Annotated in this window: 14 protein-coding genes and 1 pseudogene; 12 read left to right on the plus strand and 3 right to left on the minus strand. The window is 38.3% G+C overall.

Annotated features, from left to right (window positions below):
- The first annotated feature begins 241 nt into the window (after positions 1 to 241).
- A complete protein-coding gene (gene spoVK, locus UP17_RS08345) occupies positions 242 to 1,198 on the plus strand; it encodes a stage V sporulation protein K (RefSeq protein ID WP_061466029.1) in 957 nt (318 codons plus the stop codon).
- Between the two features lie 37 nt (positions 1,199 to 1,235).
- On the opposite strand, the gene UP17_RS08350 is transcribed toward spoVK, so the two are convergent.
- The gene (locus UP17_RS08350; RefSeq protein WP_061462500.1) at positions 1,236 to 1,844 is read right to left on the minus strand and encodes a trimeric intracellular cation channel family protein; all 609 of its coding nucleotides are present in this window, start codon (positions 1,842 to 1,844) and stop codon (positions 1,236 to 1,238) included.
- A 164-nt stretch (positions 1,845 to 2,008) separates the two neighbouring features.
- Here UP17_RS08350 and hflX point away from each other — a divergent pair, with 164 nt between their 5' ends.
- The 4 genes from hflX to glnA all read left to right on the plus strand — a co-directional run bounded on the left by hflX (position 2,009) and on the right by glnA (position 6,515).
- Positions 2,009 to 3,262 (plus strand): GTPase HflX, encoded by a 1,254-nt coding sequence (hflX, locus tag UP17_RS08355; protein ID WP_061462501.1) that lies wholly within the window; start codon positions 2,009 to 2,011, stop codon positions 3,260 to 3,262.
- A 12-nt stretch (positions 3,263 to 3,274) separates the two neighbouring features.
- Positions 3,275 to 4,543 (plus strand): methionine gamma-lyase family protein, encoded by a 1,269-nt coding sequence (locus UP17_RS08360; protein ID WP_061462502.1) that lies wholly within the window; start codon positions 3,275 to 3,277, stop codon positions 4,541 to 4,543.
- A gap of 195 nt (positions 4,544 to 4,738) precedes the next feature.
- Complete coding sequence (locus UP17_RS08365; RefSeq protein ID WP_061462503.1) at positions 4,739 to 5,140, plus strand: MerR family transcriptional regulator; 402 nt, start codon at positions 4,739 to 4,741, stop codon at positions 5,138 to 5,140.
- Positions 5,141 to 5,180: 40 nt separating this feature from the next.
- Positions 5,181 to 6,515, plus strand: coding sequence for a type I glutamate--ammonia ligase (glnA, locus tag UP17_RS08370; protein ID WP_061462504.1), 1,335 nt, complete (start codon positions 5,181 to 5,183; stop codon positions 6,513 to 6,515).
- A 98-nt stretch (positions 6,516 to 6,613) separates the two neighbouring features.
- Here glnA and UP17_RS26225 read toward each other — a convergent pair whose 3' ends face one another.
- A complete protein-coding gene (locus tag UP17_RS26225) occupies positions 6,614 to 6,871 on the minus strand; it encodes a tyrosine-type recombinase/integrase (RefSeq protein WP_081108760.1) in 258 nt (85 codons plus the stop codon).
- A 465-nt stretch (positions 6,872 to 7,336) separates the two neighbouring features.
- Between UP17_RS26225 and UP17_RS08375 the strand changes: the two genes are divergently transcribed.
- From UP17_RS08375 to UP17_RS08395, 5 genes are all read left to right on the plus strand, one after another.
- Positions 7,337 to 7,693: a hypothetical protein gene (locus UP17_RS08375; RefSeq protein WP_155727270.1), complete on the plus strand. Its 357-nt coding sequence runs from the start codon at positions 7,337 to 7,339 to the stop codon at positions 7,691 to 7,693.
- A gap of 783 nt (positions 7,694 to 8,476) precedes the next feature.
- On the plus strand, positions 8,477 to 9,316 hold the full coding sequence (locus UP17_RS08380; RefSeq protein ID WP_061462506.1) for a tyrosine-type recombinase/integrase: 840 nt from the start codon (positions 8,477 to 8,479) through the stop codon (positions 9,314 to 9,316).
- Positions 9,317 to 9,408: 92 nt separating this feature from the next.
- The gene (locus tag UP17_RS08385; RefSeq protein WP_061462507.1) at positions 9,409 to 9,780 is read left to right on the plus strand and encodes a hypothetical protein; all 372 of its coding nucleotides are present in this window, start codon (positions 9,409 to 9,411) and stop codon (positions 9,778 to 9,780) included.
- A gap of 170 nt (positions 9,781 to 9,950) precedes the next feature.
- Positions 9,951 to 10,520 carry a nucleotidyltransferase domain-containing protein gene (locus tag UP17_RS08390; protein ID WP_061466030.1) on the plus strand — a complete coding sequence of 190 codons (570 nt, stop codon included), beginning with the start codon at positions 9,951 to 9,953 and terminating at the stop codon, positions 10,518 to 10,520.
- Positions 10,521 to 10,701: 181 nt separating this feature from the next.
- Positions 10,702 to 11,070: a VOC family protein gene (locus UP17_RS08395; RefSeq protein ID WP_048687544.1), complete on the plus strand. Its 369-nt coding sequence runs from the start codon at positions 10,702 to 10,704 to the stop codon at positions 11,068 to 11,070.
- Between the two features lie 428 nt (positions 11,071 to 11,498).
- Here UP17_RS08395 and UP17_RS08400 read toward each other — a convergent pair.
- Positions 11,499 to 12,773: pseudogene (locus UP17_RS08400) on the minus strand (IS110 family transposase).
- Between the two features lie 935 nt (positions 12,774 to 13,708).
- Between UP17_RS08400 and UP17_RS08410 the strand changes: the two are divergent.
- A complete protein-coding gene (locus UP17_RS08410; RefSeq protein ID WP_053344630.1) occupies positions 13,709 to 14,242 on the plus strand; it encodes a hypothetical protein in 534 nt (177 codons plus the stop codon).
- Between the two features lie 400 nt (positions 14,243 to 14,642).
- Entirely contained in the window at positions 14,643 to 15,689 is a 1,047-nt protein-coding gene (locus UP17_RS08415) for a YaaC family protein (RefSeq protein ID WP_061462509.1), read from the plus strand.
- Positions 15,690 to 16,440 lie beyond the last annotated feature (751 nt).

Raw genomic sequence — 16,440 nt, forward strand, 5'->3', positions numbered from 1 at the left:
TAAATAATTGGTGAATGGGAATGAAACTTGTCGTAAAAAACCTTTTAGGGAAAAATCCTGTCAGACATAAGTCGCCGTTAGAAAAGGAATATGGCTAATTAAACTGAAATCTTTGGTATTCACGAAAAGAAATAATGAATTTTCCGATGGGGAAGTTTTGGCGATGTTACATATGCCTATTACCATCATAAATCTAATGGAAATTGTGGAGTAAGGGGTCCAAGATGGAGAGGTGAATGCATTGGAACAACCGATCCGTATGAAAAATAACGGGCAAATCAATATTGTGTTTAATGCGGAAAACAGAAAAGCGTTACAAAAGGATCTGCCGATAAAAGAAATTTTGGTGCAAGAAATCCCCCACCAGCATGTAGCGTTGAAAGAGATTGAAGATGATCTGAAATCGCTGGTCGGAATGGAAGAAATGAAACGGATGATAAAAGAAATATATGCCTGGATTTACATCAATAAACAACGTGAGGAAAAGGGGCTGAAGACTGGCCGGCAAGCGCTGCATATGATGTTTAAAGGAAATCCCGGAACTGGGAAAACAACGGTTGCACGTTTAATAGGTAAGTTGTTTCAAAAAATGAATGTTCTATCGAAAGGGCATTTAATTGAAGCGGAGAGGGCAGATTTGGTCGGGGAATACATTGGTCACACTGCCCAAAAGACAAGGGATTTAATTAAAAAGGCCATTGGCGGAATCTTATTTATTGATGAAGCCTATTCCTTGGGAAGGGGCGGCGAAAAGGATTTTGGTAAAGAAGCCATAGATACGCTTGTCAAGCATATGGAGGATCGCCAACACGAATTCATTTTGATCCTTGCTGGATATTCAAGGGAAATGGATTATTTCCTTAGCCTAAATCCTGGCTTGCATTCCAGGTTCCCGCTTGTTGTTGACTTTCCGGATTATACGATTGATCAGTTAATGGAAATAGCCGATCGGATGCTGCAGGAAAGGGAATATCTAATGAATCGGGAGGCCGAAAGGAAATTAAAAGAACATTTAATCATATTACGTTCATTTCGGGGGCCTATTTCATTTTCTAACGGACGCTATATCCGAAATGTTCTTGAAAAGTCGATCAGGGCACAGGCGATGCGGCTTTTACTGGAGGATTCGTTTGAAAAAGCCGATTTACTGACCCTAACCAGCCAAGATTTGATTTTTGAGGATGATGAGAAAGAATGACATGGAAAAGCCCACCAAAATGGCGGGCTTTTCAAATTTATGTTTTAGGCACCCATTTTTTATTAGGTAGATGCCAATTATTAGTGTAAGAAAGGACTCGCAATATCGTAATGACAGCGAAGAGCGAATAAAGCTGCCAAGACTGGGATAATACACCACTGCCTAAAACCAAGCCTGTTATGATGGCCCATACTACGTAGATTTCTTTTCTGAAGACCAATGGCTTTCTTCCGGCCAGTACGTCACGAAGTATCCCGCCTCCGCATCCGGTTAATGCCGCAGATACAATGATGGCACTCATTGGATGATTAAGTTCCACTGCATACATCGCGCCTTGGATGGCAAAGGCAGAAAGGCCAATGGCATCACTGAGGTTTCCCCATCTTTTCCAGTGTCTTGAAAGGTTTGTAGGGAATACAAAAACGATGGTGATGGATACTATAGCGATGGCAAAATAGAAACTTTGATCCCATAATGTTGAAACGGGGACACCAATCAGCAGGTTCCGAATTGCCCCTCCGCCAAAAGCGGTTATGATTCCTAAAATATAAACTCCTAAAATATCATACTCTTCTTCCATGGCAATGATGGTTCCGCTAATAGCGAATGCAATCGTACCTATGATGCTTAATACTTCCCATGTCATATGAATTCCCTCTATGTCTTTTCGATTTTGATGGTAAAGTCAAATTTGATTTTAGCATGATATCGGAATTTTTAAAACGGTAAAAGCTTTGTTTTTAGGAAATTTTTATATAGTCAATTTTTTTGTTATGATTAACTGAAATCTTCAAGAAGGTGGTGCATGATTTGGAAGAATCATCAAAGGAAACGGCCGTGTTGATTGGATGTCAAACAACAGAACCTACTGAACGTTTTGAATATTCACTCGATGAGCTGGCTTCATTGGCGAAGACGGCGAATGGTGAGGTGTTAATGACCATCACCCAGAAAAGGGAAAGCGTCGATCCAGCTACATATATAGGAAAAGGAAAAGTGGAGGAGCTTCGAAATCTGGAAGAGGAGCTTGAGCCGGATTTATTTATCTTTAATGATGAACTATCCCCGAGCCAGATTCGGAACCTTTCGAAACAATTGGAGGCAAGGATCATTGACCGGACACAGCTTATTTTAGATATATTTGCTCAGCGGGCACGTTCCAGGGAAGGGAAGCTGCAGGTTGAACTTGCTCAGCTCCAATATTTATTACCGCGTTTGGTCGGACAGGGGACCGCAATGTCCAGGCTTGGAGGCGGAATCGGCACCAGGGGCCCTGGAGAAACGAAGCTGGAAAGTGACCGTCGCCACATTCGTGGGAAAATAGATGAAATCAAGCAACAATTAAGTGGCATTGTCAAGCATCGTGAACGCTATCGTGATAGAAGGAAACGTAATAAGACCTTTCAAATTGCACTCGTGGGATACACGAATGCAGGTAAATCGACGCTGTTCAACCGTTTGACGGAGGCGGATTCATTCGAAGAGAACCAGTTGTTCGCTACACTGGATCCCATGACACGAAAAGCCATTCTTCCCAGCGGATTTACCGTGCTGCTGACGGATACGGTAGGATTCATTCAAGATTTGCCGACATCTTTAATCGCCGCATTCCGCTCGACTCTGGAAGAGGTGAAAGAAGCTGACTTGTTGCTCCATGTGGTCGATTCCTCAAGTACAGATTACTTTAATCATCAGAAAACGGTGCAGGATTTGCTAAATGACTTAGAAGTCCCTTCCATTCCACAGCTAACATTGTATAATAAGAAAGATCGGATTCATGCTGATTTTGTAAGGTCATCCAGTCATGCTTCATTAATGATCAGTGCCTATGAACAATCGGACTTGAATCAAATTATGGAAGAAATTGAAAAATACGTGATTGAAGAAATGGTCCCGTATTATGTTTTCCTGCCGTCGAGTGAGGGTAAACTATTATCACAGCTGAAAAATGAAACCATATTGCGCACTCTCTCCTTTAATGAAGAATCGGAAAGATATGAATGCAAAGGTTTTTGTCTAGCTGATCATCCATTAACCGGGCAGCTTGAGAAATATTCATTATAAAGGGGAAGTTTGATGTATCAGCAGTTAACAAATGGAGAAGTGTTGAAAAACATTGCCCAGGACGTGGAAGCAATGATTTCTCCGTTACATAAGCAAGTCGACGAACGAATTGAAGAAAATCAATTTCGTGTATTACAAAGTTATCAAGCACATAGGGTGAGTGATTCCCATTTCATCCCGACAACAGGGTATGGATATGATGATATGGGCCGCGATACGCTTGAATTGATATATGCAGATGTTTTTGGTGCGGAAGCTGGATTGGTGCGCCCGCAAATTATTTCAGGCACACACGCCATCTCCACTGCCCTGTTCGGCATATTGCGTCCGGGAGATGAATTGTTATACATAACTGGAAAGCCGTATGATACTTTGGAAGAGATTGTCGGTATCAGGGGATCGGGTATCGGATCTTTGCGCGATTTTCAAATCAGCTATAAAGCCGTTCCATTAGAGGAAGCGGGATCCGTTGATTTCGACGCCGTTAAACAAGCCATTCAACCAAATACTAAGATGATCGGTATACAACGGTCAAAAGGGTATGCTACACGCCCTTCCTTTACGATTGAAGAGATTAAGGAAATGATTTCCTTTGTTAAAGCCATTAATCCGGAAATCGTCGTGTTCGTGGACAATTGCTATGGAGAGTTTGTTGAAACACTAGAACCATGTCATGTCGGAGCAGATTTAATGGCTGGTTCACTGATTAAAAATCCAGGTGGCGGGATAGTGAAAACCGGTGGATATATTGTTGGTAAAAAGGACCTTGTTGAAGCGTGCTCTTATCGATTAACATCACCTGGAATAGGGGCTGAAGCAGGTGCTTCCCTTTATAGTCTGCAGGAAATGTACCAAGGTTTCTTCCTTGCACCGCATGTCGTGGGCCAAGCTGTAAAAGGAGCCATGTTCACAGCTGCGTTTTTAGAAAAAATCGGTATGAATACATATCCTAAATGGGATGCGAAGCGTACAGATTTGATTCAATCTGTTCAATTTGATGACCGGGATAAAATGGTTGCCTTCTGTCAAGCCATCCAATATGCATCGCCAATCAATTCGCACGTGACACCATATCCTGCATATATGCCAGGATATGAAGACGATGTAATCATGGCTGCGGGCACCTTTATACAGGGAGCCAGCATTGAACTGACGGCAGATGGTCCAACAAGGGCTCCGTATGTTGCCTACGTTCAAGGCGGCTTGACCTATGCCCATGTTAAAATAGCAGTATTGACCGCTGTGAATGCATTGATGGATAAAAAACTGATTCAACTGTAAAAGAGAATATGTAATTTACGTGATGGGAGTCCAAATCAATGGATTCCTGCCATAAACAATAGTCGTAATATTTGAGTAGTTACAAATTATTTAACTCTTCTAAAAAAAATGACGTCATAAAATGTAACATCAGATTGACATGTTTAATAACATGGTATATGATTATTTTAAGATAAACAAAGGAGGATGCTAAGAATGAGCGGCAACAACATTCGGCGTTCTATGCCTCTTTTTTCCATCGGAATCGTCATGCAGCTAACTGAGTTGTCTGCACGCCAAATTCGGTATTACGAAGAGCATCAACTTATTACTCCTATGAGAACAGATGGAAATCGTCGGGTTTTTTCTTTAAACGATATCGATCGACTGCTTGAGATTAAAGACTTAATCGAACAAGGAGTCAATCTGGCCGGCATAAAAAAAATTTTCACTGTAAAGGAACAGAATTTACCTACTCAAGATTTAGAACAAGCGGAAAAAATTAGACGTGACCTTAGTGATGAGGAGCTTCGCAAGCTTCTGCGTGCCGAGCTTTTACAAGGAAGTAAGCATCGAACATCTCTTCGACAAGGGGATATGTCTCGTTTTTTTCAATAAAAAATATGATTTTATGAATGATTATTAGGGGGAATAAAAATTGGCAAAGTTCACACGTGAAGACATCACTCGTTTAGCGAAAGAAGAAAATGTTAAGTACATTCGTTTACAGTTTACCGACATTTTAGGGACGATTAAAAACGTTGAAATCCCAGTCAGTCAATTGGAAAAAGCACTTGATAATAAAATGATGTTTGACGGATCTTCCATTGAAGGCTTCGTCCGTATCGAAGAGTCTGATATGTACCTATTTCCTGATTTAAATACATGGGTTATCTTCCCTTGGACTTCCGAAAAAGGTAAAGTCGCACGTTTGATCTGTGATATTTACAATACGGATGGAACACCTTTTGATGGGGATCCCCGTGCTAACCTAAAACGTGTTCTTGCAGAAGCAAGAGAAATGGGCTTCACAGATTTCAATCTTGGACCTGAGCCTGAATTCTTCTTATTCAAACTGGACGCAGCAGGCGAGCCTACTCTAGAATTGAATGATAAAGGCGGATACTTTGACCTTGCACCTACTGACCTAGGAGAAAACTGCCGTCGTGATATCGTTCTTGAGCTTGAAGAAATGGGATTTGAAATTGAAGCATCCCACCATGAAGTAGCTCCAGGACAACATGAAATTGACTTTAAATATGCGGATGCAATCTCAGCATGTGATAACATCCAAACATTTAAATTGGTTGTAAAGACGATTGCCCGTAAACATGGTTTACACGCAACTTTCATGCCAAAGCCATTGTTCGGTGTTAATGGATCTGGTATGCACTGTAACGTTTCATTATTCAAAGGAAACCAAAATGCATTTTATGATACAGAAGGAAAATTGGAATTAAGTAAAACAGCTGAGCAATTTATCGCAGGTATCATTAAGCATGCTCCAAGCTTCACTGCGGTAACAAACCCTACTGTTAACTCATATAAACGTCTAGTTCCTGGTTACGAAGCTCCTTGTTATGTTGCATGGTCTGCTAAAAACCGCAGCCCATTAATTCGTATCCCAGCTTCACGCGGAGTGAGTACTCGCGTAGAGGTACGTAGTGTCGATCCAGCAGCAAACCCATACCTGGCACTTGCTGTTATACTGAAAGCTGGACTTGACGGCATCAAAAACGACTTGACTCCTCCAGCTCCAGTTGATCGCAACATCTATGTTATGAATAAAGAAGAACGTGAAGAAGTAGGCATCGTTGATCTTCCAGCTACTTTATATGCTGCATTGGAAACATTAAAAGCTGATGAAGTCATCAAATCAGCACTCGGTGAACACTTACTTGAACACTTCATCGAAGCAAAAGAAATCGAGTGGGATATGTTCCGCACACAAGTTCACCCATGGGAACGCGAACAATATATGTCAATGTATTAATAGTTTCAAAGCCTTGGTATTACTGAGTTTCTCAGTTACCAAGGCTTTTTTTATTTTTATAAAATGAACGGAAACTGGCTGGCTGACCACATTTCAAACTATTTCATATTCAACTTTAAAACGTGAGCATAGACATCTGCTGTTGTTTGAATGGATTTATGTCCTAAACGTTCCTGCACATCTTTTAAACTGGCTCCGGATTCAAGAAGTAAAACCGCATGTGTATGTCGTAAACCATGAATGGTTATATGTTTTGTAATTCCTGCTTTTCTGCAGATGCGATTAAAGGCCCTGTGTAAGGTGGATTTTGAATAGGGGAGGCCATTTCCGCGTTCGAAAACAAGATTTTTCTCTATGAAATCTTTCTGCCAATTTCAGTTTTATTTCCTTTTGCTTAATGAAATGACGTGTTAAAAGAGCGGCAAGGCTTTCGTCATGATGGATTTAAAGAGCTGATACCCTTTTTTATCTGAAGAGTTTATTATTCGTGGTTGCTCGGTGTATGGCTGAGTGATCTTTTTGTTCACCTTAAACCAGATATAACTTCACAGAAAGACGGCAAGTATTTGGTGGTAAATGTATATCTTTGAGAATTTAAGAAAGGTCAATATTGGTGATGGGGCGGCATTACTAGGAATGGTAAATTGCAAATACCTTCATTTGTAGTTATAAATTCCATTTTTTTGCGTTTTATCATGATAGGTGAGTTCTCTTTTTTTAGACAACAATAAATAGGCAGCCCAATATAGTTGTCCATTTAGGACACTAACCCCTCTTTGTACATAGCCTGAAAGGGTAAACAAAAAGGGAGGATTTCTTGAATGTATAACTATAATCACGCTTTTAACCCTTATAATGTGCCTTATTATATAGACGGAGAACGAATACCGGGGCCGGGCGGTGGTCAATGGGACGGACATGGCGGCGGTCATGGTGGTGGTCAATGGGACGGACATGGTGGCGGTCAATGGGACGGACATGGCGGAGGTCATGGTGGCGGTCAATGGGACGGACATGGCGGAGGTCATGGTGGCGGCCAATGGGACGGACATGGCGGAGGTCATGGTGGCGGTCAATGGGACGGACATGGTGGCGGACATTGGGAACACGGGCAATGGGTTCCACGCTGTAGGAGAGTATGGGTTCATGGATTTGGTTGGACTTGGATTTGTAGGTGATGAAAAAAGACAGCATATTGCTGTCTCCAGGCTGTCGACAAAGTCGACAGCTGTTTTTTATAAAAAGTTTAGCAACAATATATTGTGTCCTTCTTTCAAACTTACAACTAAATATGCTAATTAAAAGATAAAAAAACCCCTTTTTCTCCAACAATTCTTTTGGAAAAGGGGTTTGTCTACACTCTGAAGACAGCATATTGCTGTCTCTTTTTTTCGCTTTTTCTTCGTATTATACATTTCTTAATTTAACTCTAACTACCAGTAAATTTACATTTATTGAAGTGTTACAATTATTATGAGGTGTTTTGAAATGTTTATATCACCAATGTTATTACACAAATCTAATCATCCTTTCGATGATGATTCATATATAACTGTTATAGGTATAAAATTAGTTGGTCGAAATTAATTAGTGCTTGTGCCTTGCAGGTTATTTTATATTTCGCCCATATCATCGTGGTCAAAATTATTATTTTTCTATCTGCAGACACACATTTCAACGACATATATGTTCGCTATGAAATCCATTTGAGTTATTTCAGACGTTAAGTGAAAATAAAGTTTTTTAATTTACAAAAAAGTCGTTTAAAACATAATAAAGTTTTTTAAAAACGTCAGTCATGTTATTCCATTAAAGGGTGCGTTAGATGAAGATCGGTGCTGTCTTATGGCAGCTTTTTCCTCTTTAACTACCAGGTGTTATTGTTTCTACTAATCTAGTATAATAGTTCTTCTTTTGTCTATACTGTCTATTAATAGGGTATAGATGGGAGAGAAACAGGTATGATCTTAACTGAGGTATGGAGTTTATATAAGGCAGATAAGCAAATCCAAGGTTATTCTTCACAAACATTAAAGGCCTATAACGTCCAATTTAACTTGTTAGTGAATAGTTTTGGAAATATATCTATTCAAGAACTTTCAACTAATTCTCTAAAAGTTTATCTGGGAAAAGCAGCTGAAAAGCTTAAGCCATCTAGTCTGGGACACAGAATTCGATTTATTAAATCTTTATTTAGATGGGCTCAGGATGAAAATTTAATTAATGGAAATCCTGCTTCAAAAATAAAGGAACCAAAAGTAGAATTAAGGGTTCCAAAATACTTGTCTGAAGAGGAAATTGAACATTTGCGGGAAGCTTGTCATACAACATTCGAAAATGCTTTATTTGAGTTTATGTACTCAACAGGATGTAGAATTGGTGAAGCAATAACGCTAGATAGGACATCAATCAATTTTTCTAATCAATCAGCAATCGTATTAGGAAAAGGAAATAAAGAACGAGAAGTATATTTTAATACTCGTTGTGAAATATGGTTGAAGCGATATTTAAGTGAGCGAAAAGATCATGAGGAAGCACTCTTTGTGACAACACGCGCCCCCCACCGAATGAGTATTTCTCAAGCGAGAAACGTTATAAAACTGATAGCAAAGAGAACGGACATTAAAAAGAGCATTCATCCTCATCAGCTTAGACATAGTTACGCCACAAAATTATTGAATAATGGAGCGCCTTTGGAAGTGATTCAAAATTTAATGGGCCATGAAAAAAGTGAAACCACAAAAATTTATGCATATCTAAGTGGTGCAATGCGAAGAGATTTGTATAGAAAGTATTTTTAAGGGACCAGGGTCCTTTTTATTTTGTATTTAATAAACTATCGGGGCAGTTTAGTGGAATAAGGGAATTAACATTTAGGAAGAATAGTCCTGAGGTGATAATAGTTCGTGAAAAGAATCTGCATAGTGTTTGTTGGATTACTCTTGGTAGGGTGAATGGAGTTCCTAAAAATGAATTGCTTGAAGAAACATTATATGCAAGATACTATTCGTATCTTGACCAAAAATATTCAGATTTTATATTGTGTCCAAGAATAGAAATCGAAAGAATAAAAGGTGATACTCGCAGACATATTGTTTATGCAAGTGCGTTAAATTATAGTTCACATCATGGTGACGTTCCTTTTGATAGAATTCATTTCACATTGACTGATACTCCAGAAAAGGGTGTTGAAATCAATATGGTTAGAATACAAAAAGGGATTTCTGAAAAGGAAAGTCAAAAACAGTGTAGAAATAGGAACTAAAAAATCTTATTCAGCTAAAGGGTGCTTAGTTAACGATCAGAGCTGTCTTTAAGGCAGTTTTTTCTTATGGAACAAAAGGGGCAGGTTAGTTGCGTAAGGATTCAGTAGAGGTTTTTCAAAATAGAAAAAGAATAGATAAGGATATAAGTTTTTTAGTTTGGGGGATTCATATGCCATTTGAGCAATGTCATAGCATTACTTCTTTAATGTCAGGGTTTAATAAAACGTGGTTCTTTGCAGGTGGTTGGGCAATTGATCTTTTTATCGGCAGAGAAACAAGAGAACATCAAGATATCGAGATTGCACTATTTCGGGAAGACCAATTATATCTGAAGGAATATCTTAAAGAATGGGATTTTAAAAAGGTTATTAAAGGTAAATTCTACACTTGGGAAAATGAGTTTTTAGAGTTACCTATTCACGAAATACACGCTTTGAATAAGTCAAATGGAGATAAATTAGAAGTTCTTCTAAATGAAACAAAGGAAAATGATTGGAAATTCAGAAGGGATTTAACGATCTCCCATCCACTTAAGTCAGTTTGGAGTTATTCTGATACAGGCATTCCTTATCTAAATCCAGAAATTGTACTTTTATATAAAGTAAAAAACACAAGAGAAAAAGACCATCAAGACTTTATGGCGATAATAGACAAACTAGATAATCAGAGGAAAAAATGGCTTCATTACGCTATACAATTGCACGAACCAGAACACAAATGGCTTCAATTCTTAACATAATGTCATAAAGAACTAACGGGGCAGGGTAGTGGAAGATGTAACTATAAATATAAAACATTAACCATAAGAGATTCTTATGTATTTTTATAAATAATATAAAATTTTATTTACGTTGGAAGTTTAGTATCCTTGTATCAAAGGAGAATTTTGGGAAAACTTTGAATTCATTGGGGGTACTAAAATGATTAAAGGATTACATCACGTTCAGATAACTATTCCAAAGGAGACTGAAGAAAAGGCTAAAAATTTCTATTGTGGTATTTTAGGTTTACAAGAAATCGAAAAACCCGAATCCCTTAAAGGACGAGGAGGATTTTGGTTAAAAGTCGGTGATAAAGATGTACATATAGGAACAGAAGATGATTTTGATAGATTGAAAACTAAAGCACATATTGCTTACGAAGTAGAAGACATCTCATATTGGAAAAATAGATTAACAAAAGAGAATATACAAATACTTGATGGTGTTCCAATTCCAAATTTTGAACGATTTGAATTTAGAGACCCATTTGGTAATAGGGTAGAAATGATTCAAAATTTGAACTTATAAGTTCTTTTTTGAAACATACATAGAAGGCCTTAATGAACTCCCTCAGTTTAATAGATAATACTCACGAATACTCGCTTATTCGCAGGATTTCATACCACATGGTATAGGTTGCTTTAGATAAACGAAAGAGATAGGACCGTTTTGATAAGATGAGGGCAGATTGAAATAGGGGATCTATTAAAAATCCCATATTATTACATATGCTGCACGCATTTTCCACGCTGCCCCTGGAGGCTTTCCCTCCCATGTCTCAACGGGTCATAATCATATGCCCTTTCATTCCTTCGTCACACCTATCCAGGGGGTGGAGGCCGGTTTTGCTAACGGAACGGGTCATTGCCCTTTTGTTCATTACATCCAGTACTTCGTGCTTTCTTTGAAATCCTACGAATAAGCCAACTTTCGTTAATAACAATGTGAATGTAAATTTACGCTGCTAGTTGTTCAAGAGGGAAGACCATTTCCGGTTTATAGGCAGAGCCATTACGAGCAATCCCAACTAGAACACGGGCAAGTTTTCCACATAGTTTCATGATGGATTTCATTTTCTTAATCTTCTTCACTTTAACATTGTTCGAGTGTAGGGCTTTAAACTCAGGGTTATTCATCACCAGACTCATGGTCGCAAGGAAAAGGTAACGCCGCAGGCGGGATCTTCCACGTTTGGAAAGAACAATTTGGCCTTTCCACTTCCCAGAGCTTGCTTCAGCTAGATGCAATCCTGCATGACGAAGGAGCGCATTCCCGTGAGCGAACCCACTTAGATCTCCAGCTTCTCCTAAGATGCCCGCTAGTGAAATCTCGCTGATTCCTTTAATGGCAAGTAATTGCTTAACGAATGGAATCTGTTCCAAGACGTTTGTGACTTCTTGCGTCACTCTTTCGAGTTGGGATGAAGCGAGATCATATTCCTCTAATAACTGTCCCAAGTGAAGTTTATACGCATCAAGGGCTTGTTTCGTACCAATTGAACGCTTGGCCAACGCAAGCAGGGAATGGGCTTTTTTATGCCCGGAATGTCGCTTCATACATGATTTCCACCCGGTTACGATATCTTGAGGCTGTAAGGAACATCATTCAGCTGGGGTAGGAAAGAGGCGTAGGGTTGCGATTGCCCCTTTACATGATACGTCTTTAAACACTTCCCGGAATTCGGGAAAGACAACATCCACCCAGCGATTAATTTGGTTGATGGAGCTAACAAGACGTTTAACGATCACATCTCGGTTAGCCATAAGGACACGAAGTTTTTCAAATGATTCTGAAGTGGAACGAACGAAGGCATAGTAGCCATTCTTCACCATATCAGCTATGACAAGGGCATCTTTTTTATCACTTTTGGATTGCGTATTATCACGATTTTCTTTGTTTCTTTTGACATGGTGAGGATTGACCGTGACAACATCCATGTTTTGTTTGACTAGCCACTTTGAAAGGTTTATCCAATAATGACCGGTAGGTTCCATTCCGACTATCGTGGTGCCTAAGTTTTTCAAGTGTTTTAGTTCCTTGATCCAGTTTAGTAAGCTAGTAAAACCCTCTTCGTTATTTTGAAAAGACAAAGGTTTTCCGACCACAATGCCCCGATAGTTTACTGCACGGGCCACGTGTACATGTTGGGCAATATCCACACCAACAACTAGATGTTGATCCGTAATTCTCTCAATTAGTTGATTTTGTTTGTTTTGCATTTTAAAATTCATAGTAGGGCTTCCTCCTTAAGGTTTTGAGTTAGATTGGTCTCTATACTCGTATCTTACCGAGGGGCTCTATTTTTTTCAAACCTGATATTTAACGATCTACAGGAATGCTAACGGGTGCTATAGCTGAAGATCGGAGCTGTCTTTAAGGCGGCTTTTTTTTTATGCAACTATCGGGGCAGGATAGTTTTATAAGAAGTATAAAAACAAAGTATTAAATTACCATATGTAAAATAAGTTGGGTGTAGTAAAATACTATTGTTTTCATAGAAAAGAAAAAAGGCATAATTAATCTTAATTAGTATATATTTGGATGTGAAATAACACCTTATGGATTTGTATGATTGGGGTTTTGATGTAATCATAGCTATTATTTTTCTTCTGATGTCTAAAAATAAGAAAATAACAATACTTGTTTTAGTATTAACTTTCTCTGTTTCTGCAATTCTTCATAGAGACATAGTAGTTGGAGCCACATTTTTTATTCTATTTATTATCGATATGTATAGACAAAAGAAAAAATAAGTTAGATTCAACTAACAGGTGCTATAGTTAATGTTCAAAATGAGTTGCTGCGGCAGCTTATTTTTTAATTGCTTTTTCAACTAAAGGGGCAGGATAGTGGAAGAAGGATTAACTATCAGACACTCCAATTATCAGACTATGTTGTTTGGTAATGCCAATTTCATTGTAGTTGAGAGCGACATCCCAAAACCACCTCACTATGAAAGTAGCAGGAAGAGGTAGCTGACCATTTGGCGTGTACTAGGTAAAGCTAAATAATTCTTTGTATTGAGTATAAGAAGACATTTAATCTAATTCTCTTATTTTCGAAACTTGTGTTTTTTTATCAGCAAATTGATCCATACAAAAAAGCTGTATCACGAATAAATTATATTTAGGAAAAAAAATTTTATTGATTGAAAGGAAGAGTTTATTTGAATAACAACTTTGAAGAAAGTTCATCAGAAGAGAGTGGTAATATGGTAGAGGCAATTACAACTGGTGTATTTCATGTGCCCGTTGATAACCAAGCGCCAGATAGCAATGATATGATCAACATCTATTTCAAAAATCCGAGTTCAAAAACGCTTACTGCGAATTTCCTAGTGGAATTTTCCTCTCCTGGGGTAGCTCCTGGCGTTCAAAACCCGGAAATTTCGTCTCCACCAAATGGTAACTGGACAGTAACAGTTCTCCCTCACCATACCCTCCTCATCGTAGTCACCGGTCCCGCTTCTCCTCCGGCTTTCGGAACATGGCGTTTTTCATTTTGGGGCGATATTGACCGCAACGAAAAGAAAAACAAACTTAGCGTAGAAGTAATTGCTGGGAGAATATTTGGTTCTGGGCCGGATTTGGCTTTTGACGATGCAGGGGCGACTTTCCCTCATGGGTTGTTTGTTGATGCAGACATTGAAGTAACCGGTCCATCAGTCCCAGTCCCAACAGGCGGTATCATTTCGGTTTAACAATCGAAACAGCTTACAGAATGGAAGGCGATGGCTTAATGCAGTCGTCCTTTCTTTTTCCGGCATGGGGTTATCCCAAAAAACAACTGAAGGTTTGTGAAATGATACACTTAAACTAACGGGTGCGTTAGTTGATTAAGGAACACAAAAATGATAAATCTTTTTTATAAAAGAATAATCCAATTAACTAGTATAAGGGCATGTTTTGATTTATCTTTTTCAAAACATGCCCTTTCTATTTATTCATTTATCAAGGTTTCTGTGTAGTGACAATAAAGTTGTTTAATTACAAATAAAGTCGTTATATTTACAATATACTTATTTAAAAAGCACATGTTATCAATTACAATAAATGTAATCGAACGTGTGTTTTTTATTTGTGAAATGAGGTTATAGAATAATGGCAGATATTATCAGCTACAAAGGAAAAGAACTAACATTACATAAGTCGATAAAAAACCCTAATTTTCTAGGGAAAACCGTTTTAGTGGATGATCCATGGGATTATGTAGAAATGTGGCTAAAAAGAAATAATCATAATGATGAAGCTGTATTCTATTGGCAGCAGTCTCTTCAGTTTTATGAAGCTTCTACCATGCTACCCTTAACCTCATCCCCGTTGACGATATATTATTGTTTTTTAAATGCAGTAAAGACACTTTTAATTGTAAATAAGGTTTCTTATTCAGATTTACATGGAGTATCAGGTTGGAGTAGAGAAAGTCGTGTGTCCCTAAGTAATGAATATATCAAATTTAAAACATCTGGGATTATCTCTGCCTTATGCAATTATTTAGGAGATCCAGTCCAAGATAATGAACAATACACACTGAAAAATTTACTTTATAACCTTCCTTTCATTCATAGAGCCTATTGTCTAACATATACCTCTGAAGCAAAAAAAGAGTTATACATACCTATCCACAAAGCATTTTTTGTTAAAAAAAAGGGTTCTTCAGAAAGTTGGTTTTCTGCAGTAGTGGATCCAAAGTATGCAAATGGTCATACTCTAAATAAACTTAAAAAAAACTTTGAGAGGGATATGAATTTTCCTGATACTTTCGTAGTTAGATACAAAACAAGATTTAGATGGAAAAATGATGATTCTAACAAAATGAAAAAAATATCATCTTATCACTATAAATTGAGAAAACAACTTAGTTACATTTCTGGCTTATCAAGACTGTGGTACATCAAACGAGATGAGATAGATGGAATAATACCACGAAATTCAATGATTTTAATATTTGCAGCAATGCATAGGTTAAGTGAATTATCTAGGTATGAACCTGTAATTCTTTCTAAACATTTAAATAGTCAACATAACTGGTTATTATCAGAGTTTATCAAAAATGCCTCAACGCAATTTATAGACGAAATAGCATCCGAATTAACTGGAGAGGAATTCATGACCCCGGGAATGACATCCAGAAAAAATCTTATCTGAATTTAATACTTAAAAAGATAATTAATAAATTTGGAGATGAAGTTATGCCTAAGCGCCAAACTGGTTGGACTGAATAGAAAATTGCCCGGTATCAATATGGTAAAGGAAGGAGATACCCTTTATGGGCGTCTCCTTTTTTTATTGTTCATTATCTAATGAGTTTGTTATTCAATAAAAACCAACATCAACCACCCCACCCCCGCCAATCTTGGCAGAGCACGCTCGGCACTTGCCAATCCTTTTAGTTTGAAAGACCGTCAAACCAAATGAATTTGGTCAGCTGTTTGAAATAGTAAAAGGCAACTCCTTAAATTCCCTCCCTGTCGGTCAGTCAGAAATTTACCATTGACGCCTGCAATGTTCATATTTTCTCCCCAAAAGAGACTTGTATTGTAGATTTATAAAAAAGAGTGATCAATTATATTAAAGTTTAAAAAGGCCTTGTTAATATAAAGAGGGATTGTGAAAAAGTGTACTTAAACTAACGGGTGCTTGTGCGGCCGAGCCTAGGTCGTATCATATAGCGGGTGGGATTCCCGTCGAGTAAGAATTAGCCATTCGCTCGTAGCGAGTCTTGGAGGGCTAATGGTAACGTTAGTCTTTAAGCGTAGACAGTTAGGTGACGGGCCGAAAGCCAAATGGTTGAAGGGATTGAGCTCCATAATGTTAGTAAATCGAGAGGGCTGATGCCTTAAGCGCAGCAGAAAGCTACATTTTATTCTTCGTTAAAGGCAAGAAGGATAAAGCCTCT

Origin of the sequence: Peribacillus simplex (assembly GCF_001578185.1) — a bacterium.
Taxonomy (GTDB): domain Bacteria; phylum Bacillota; class Bacilli; order Bacillales; family DSM-1321; genus Peribacillus; species Peribacillus simplex_A.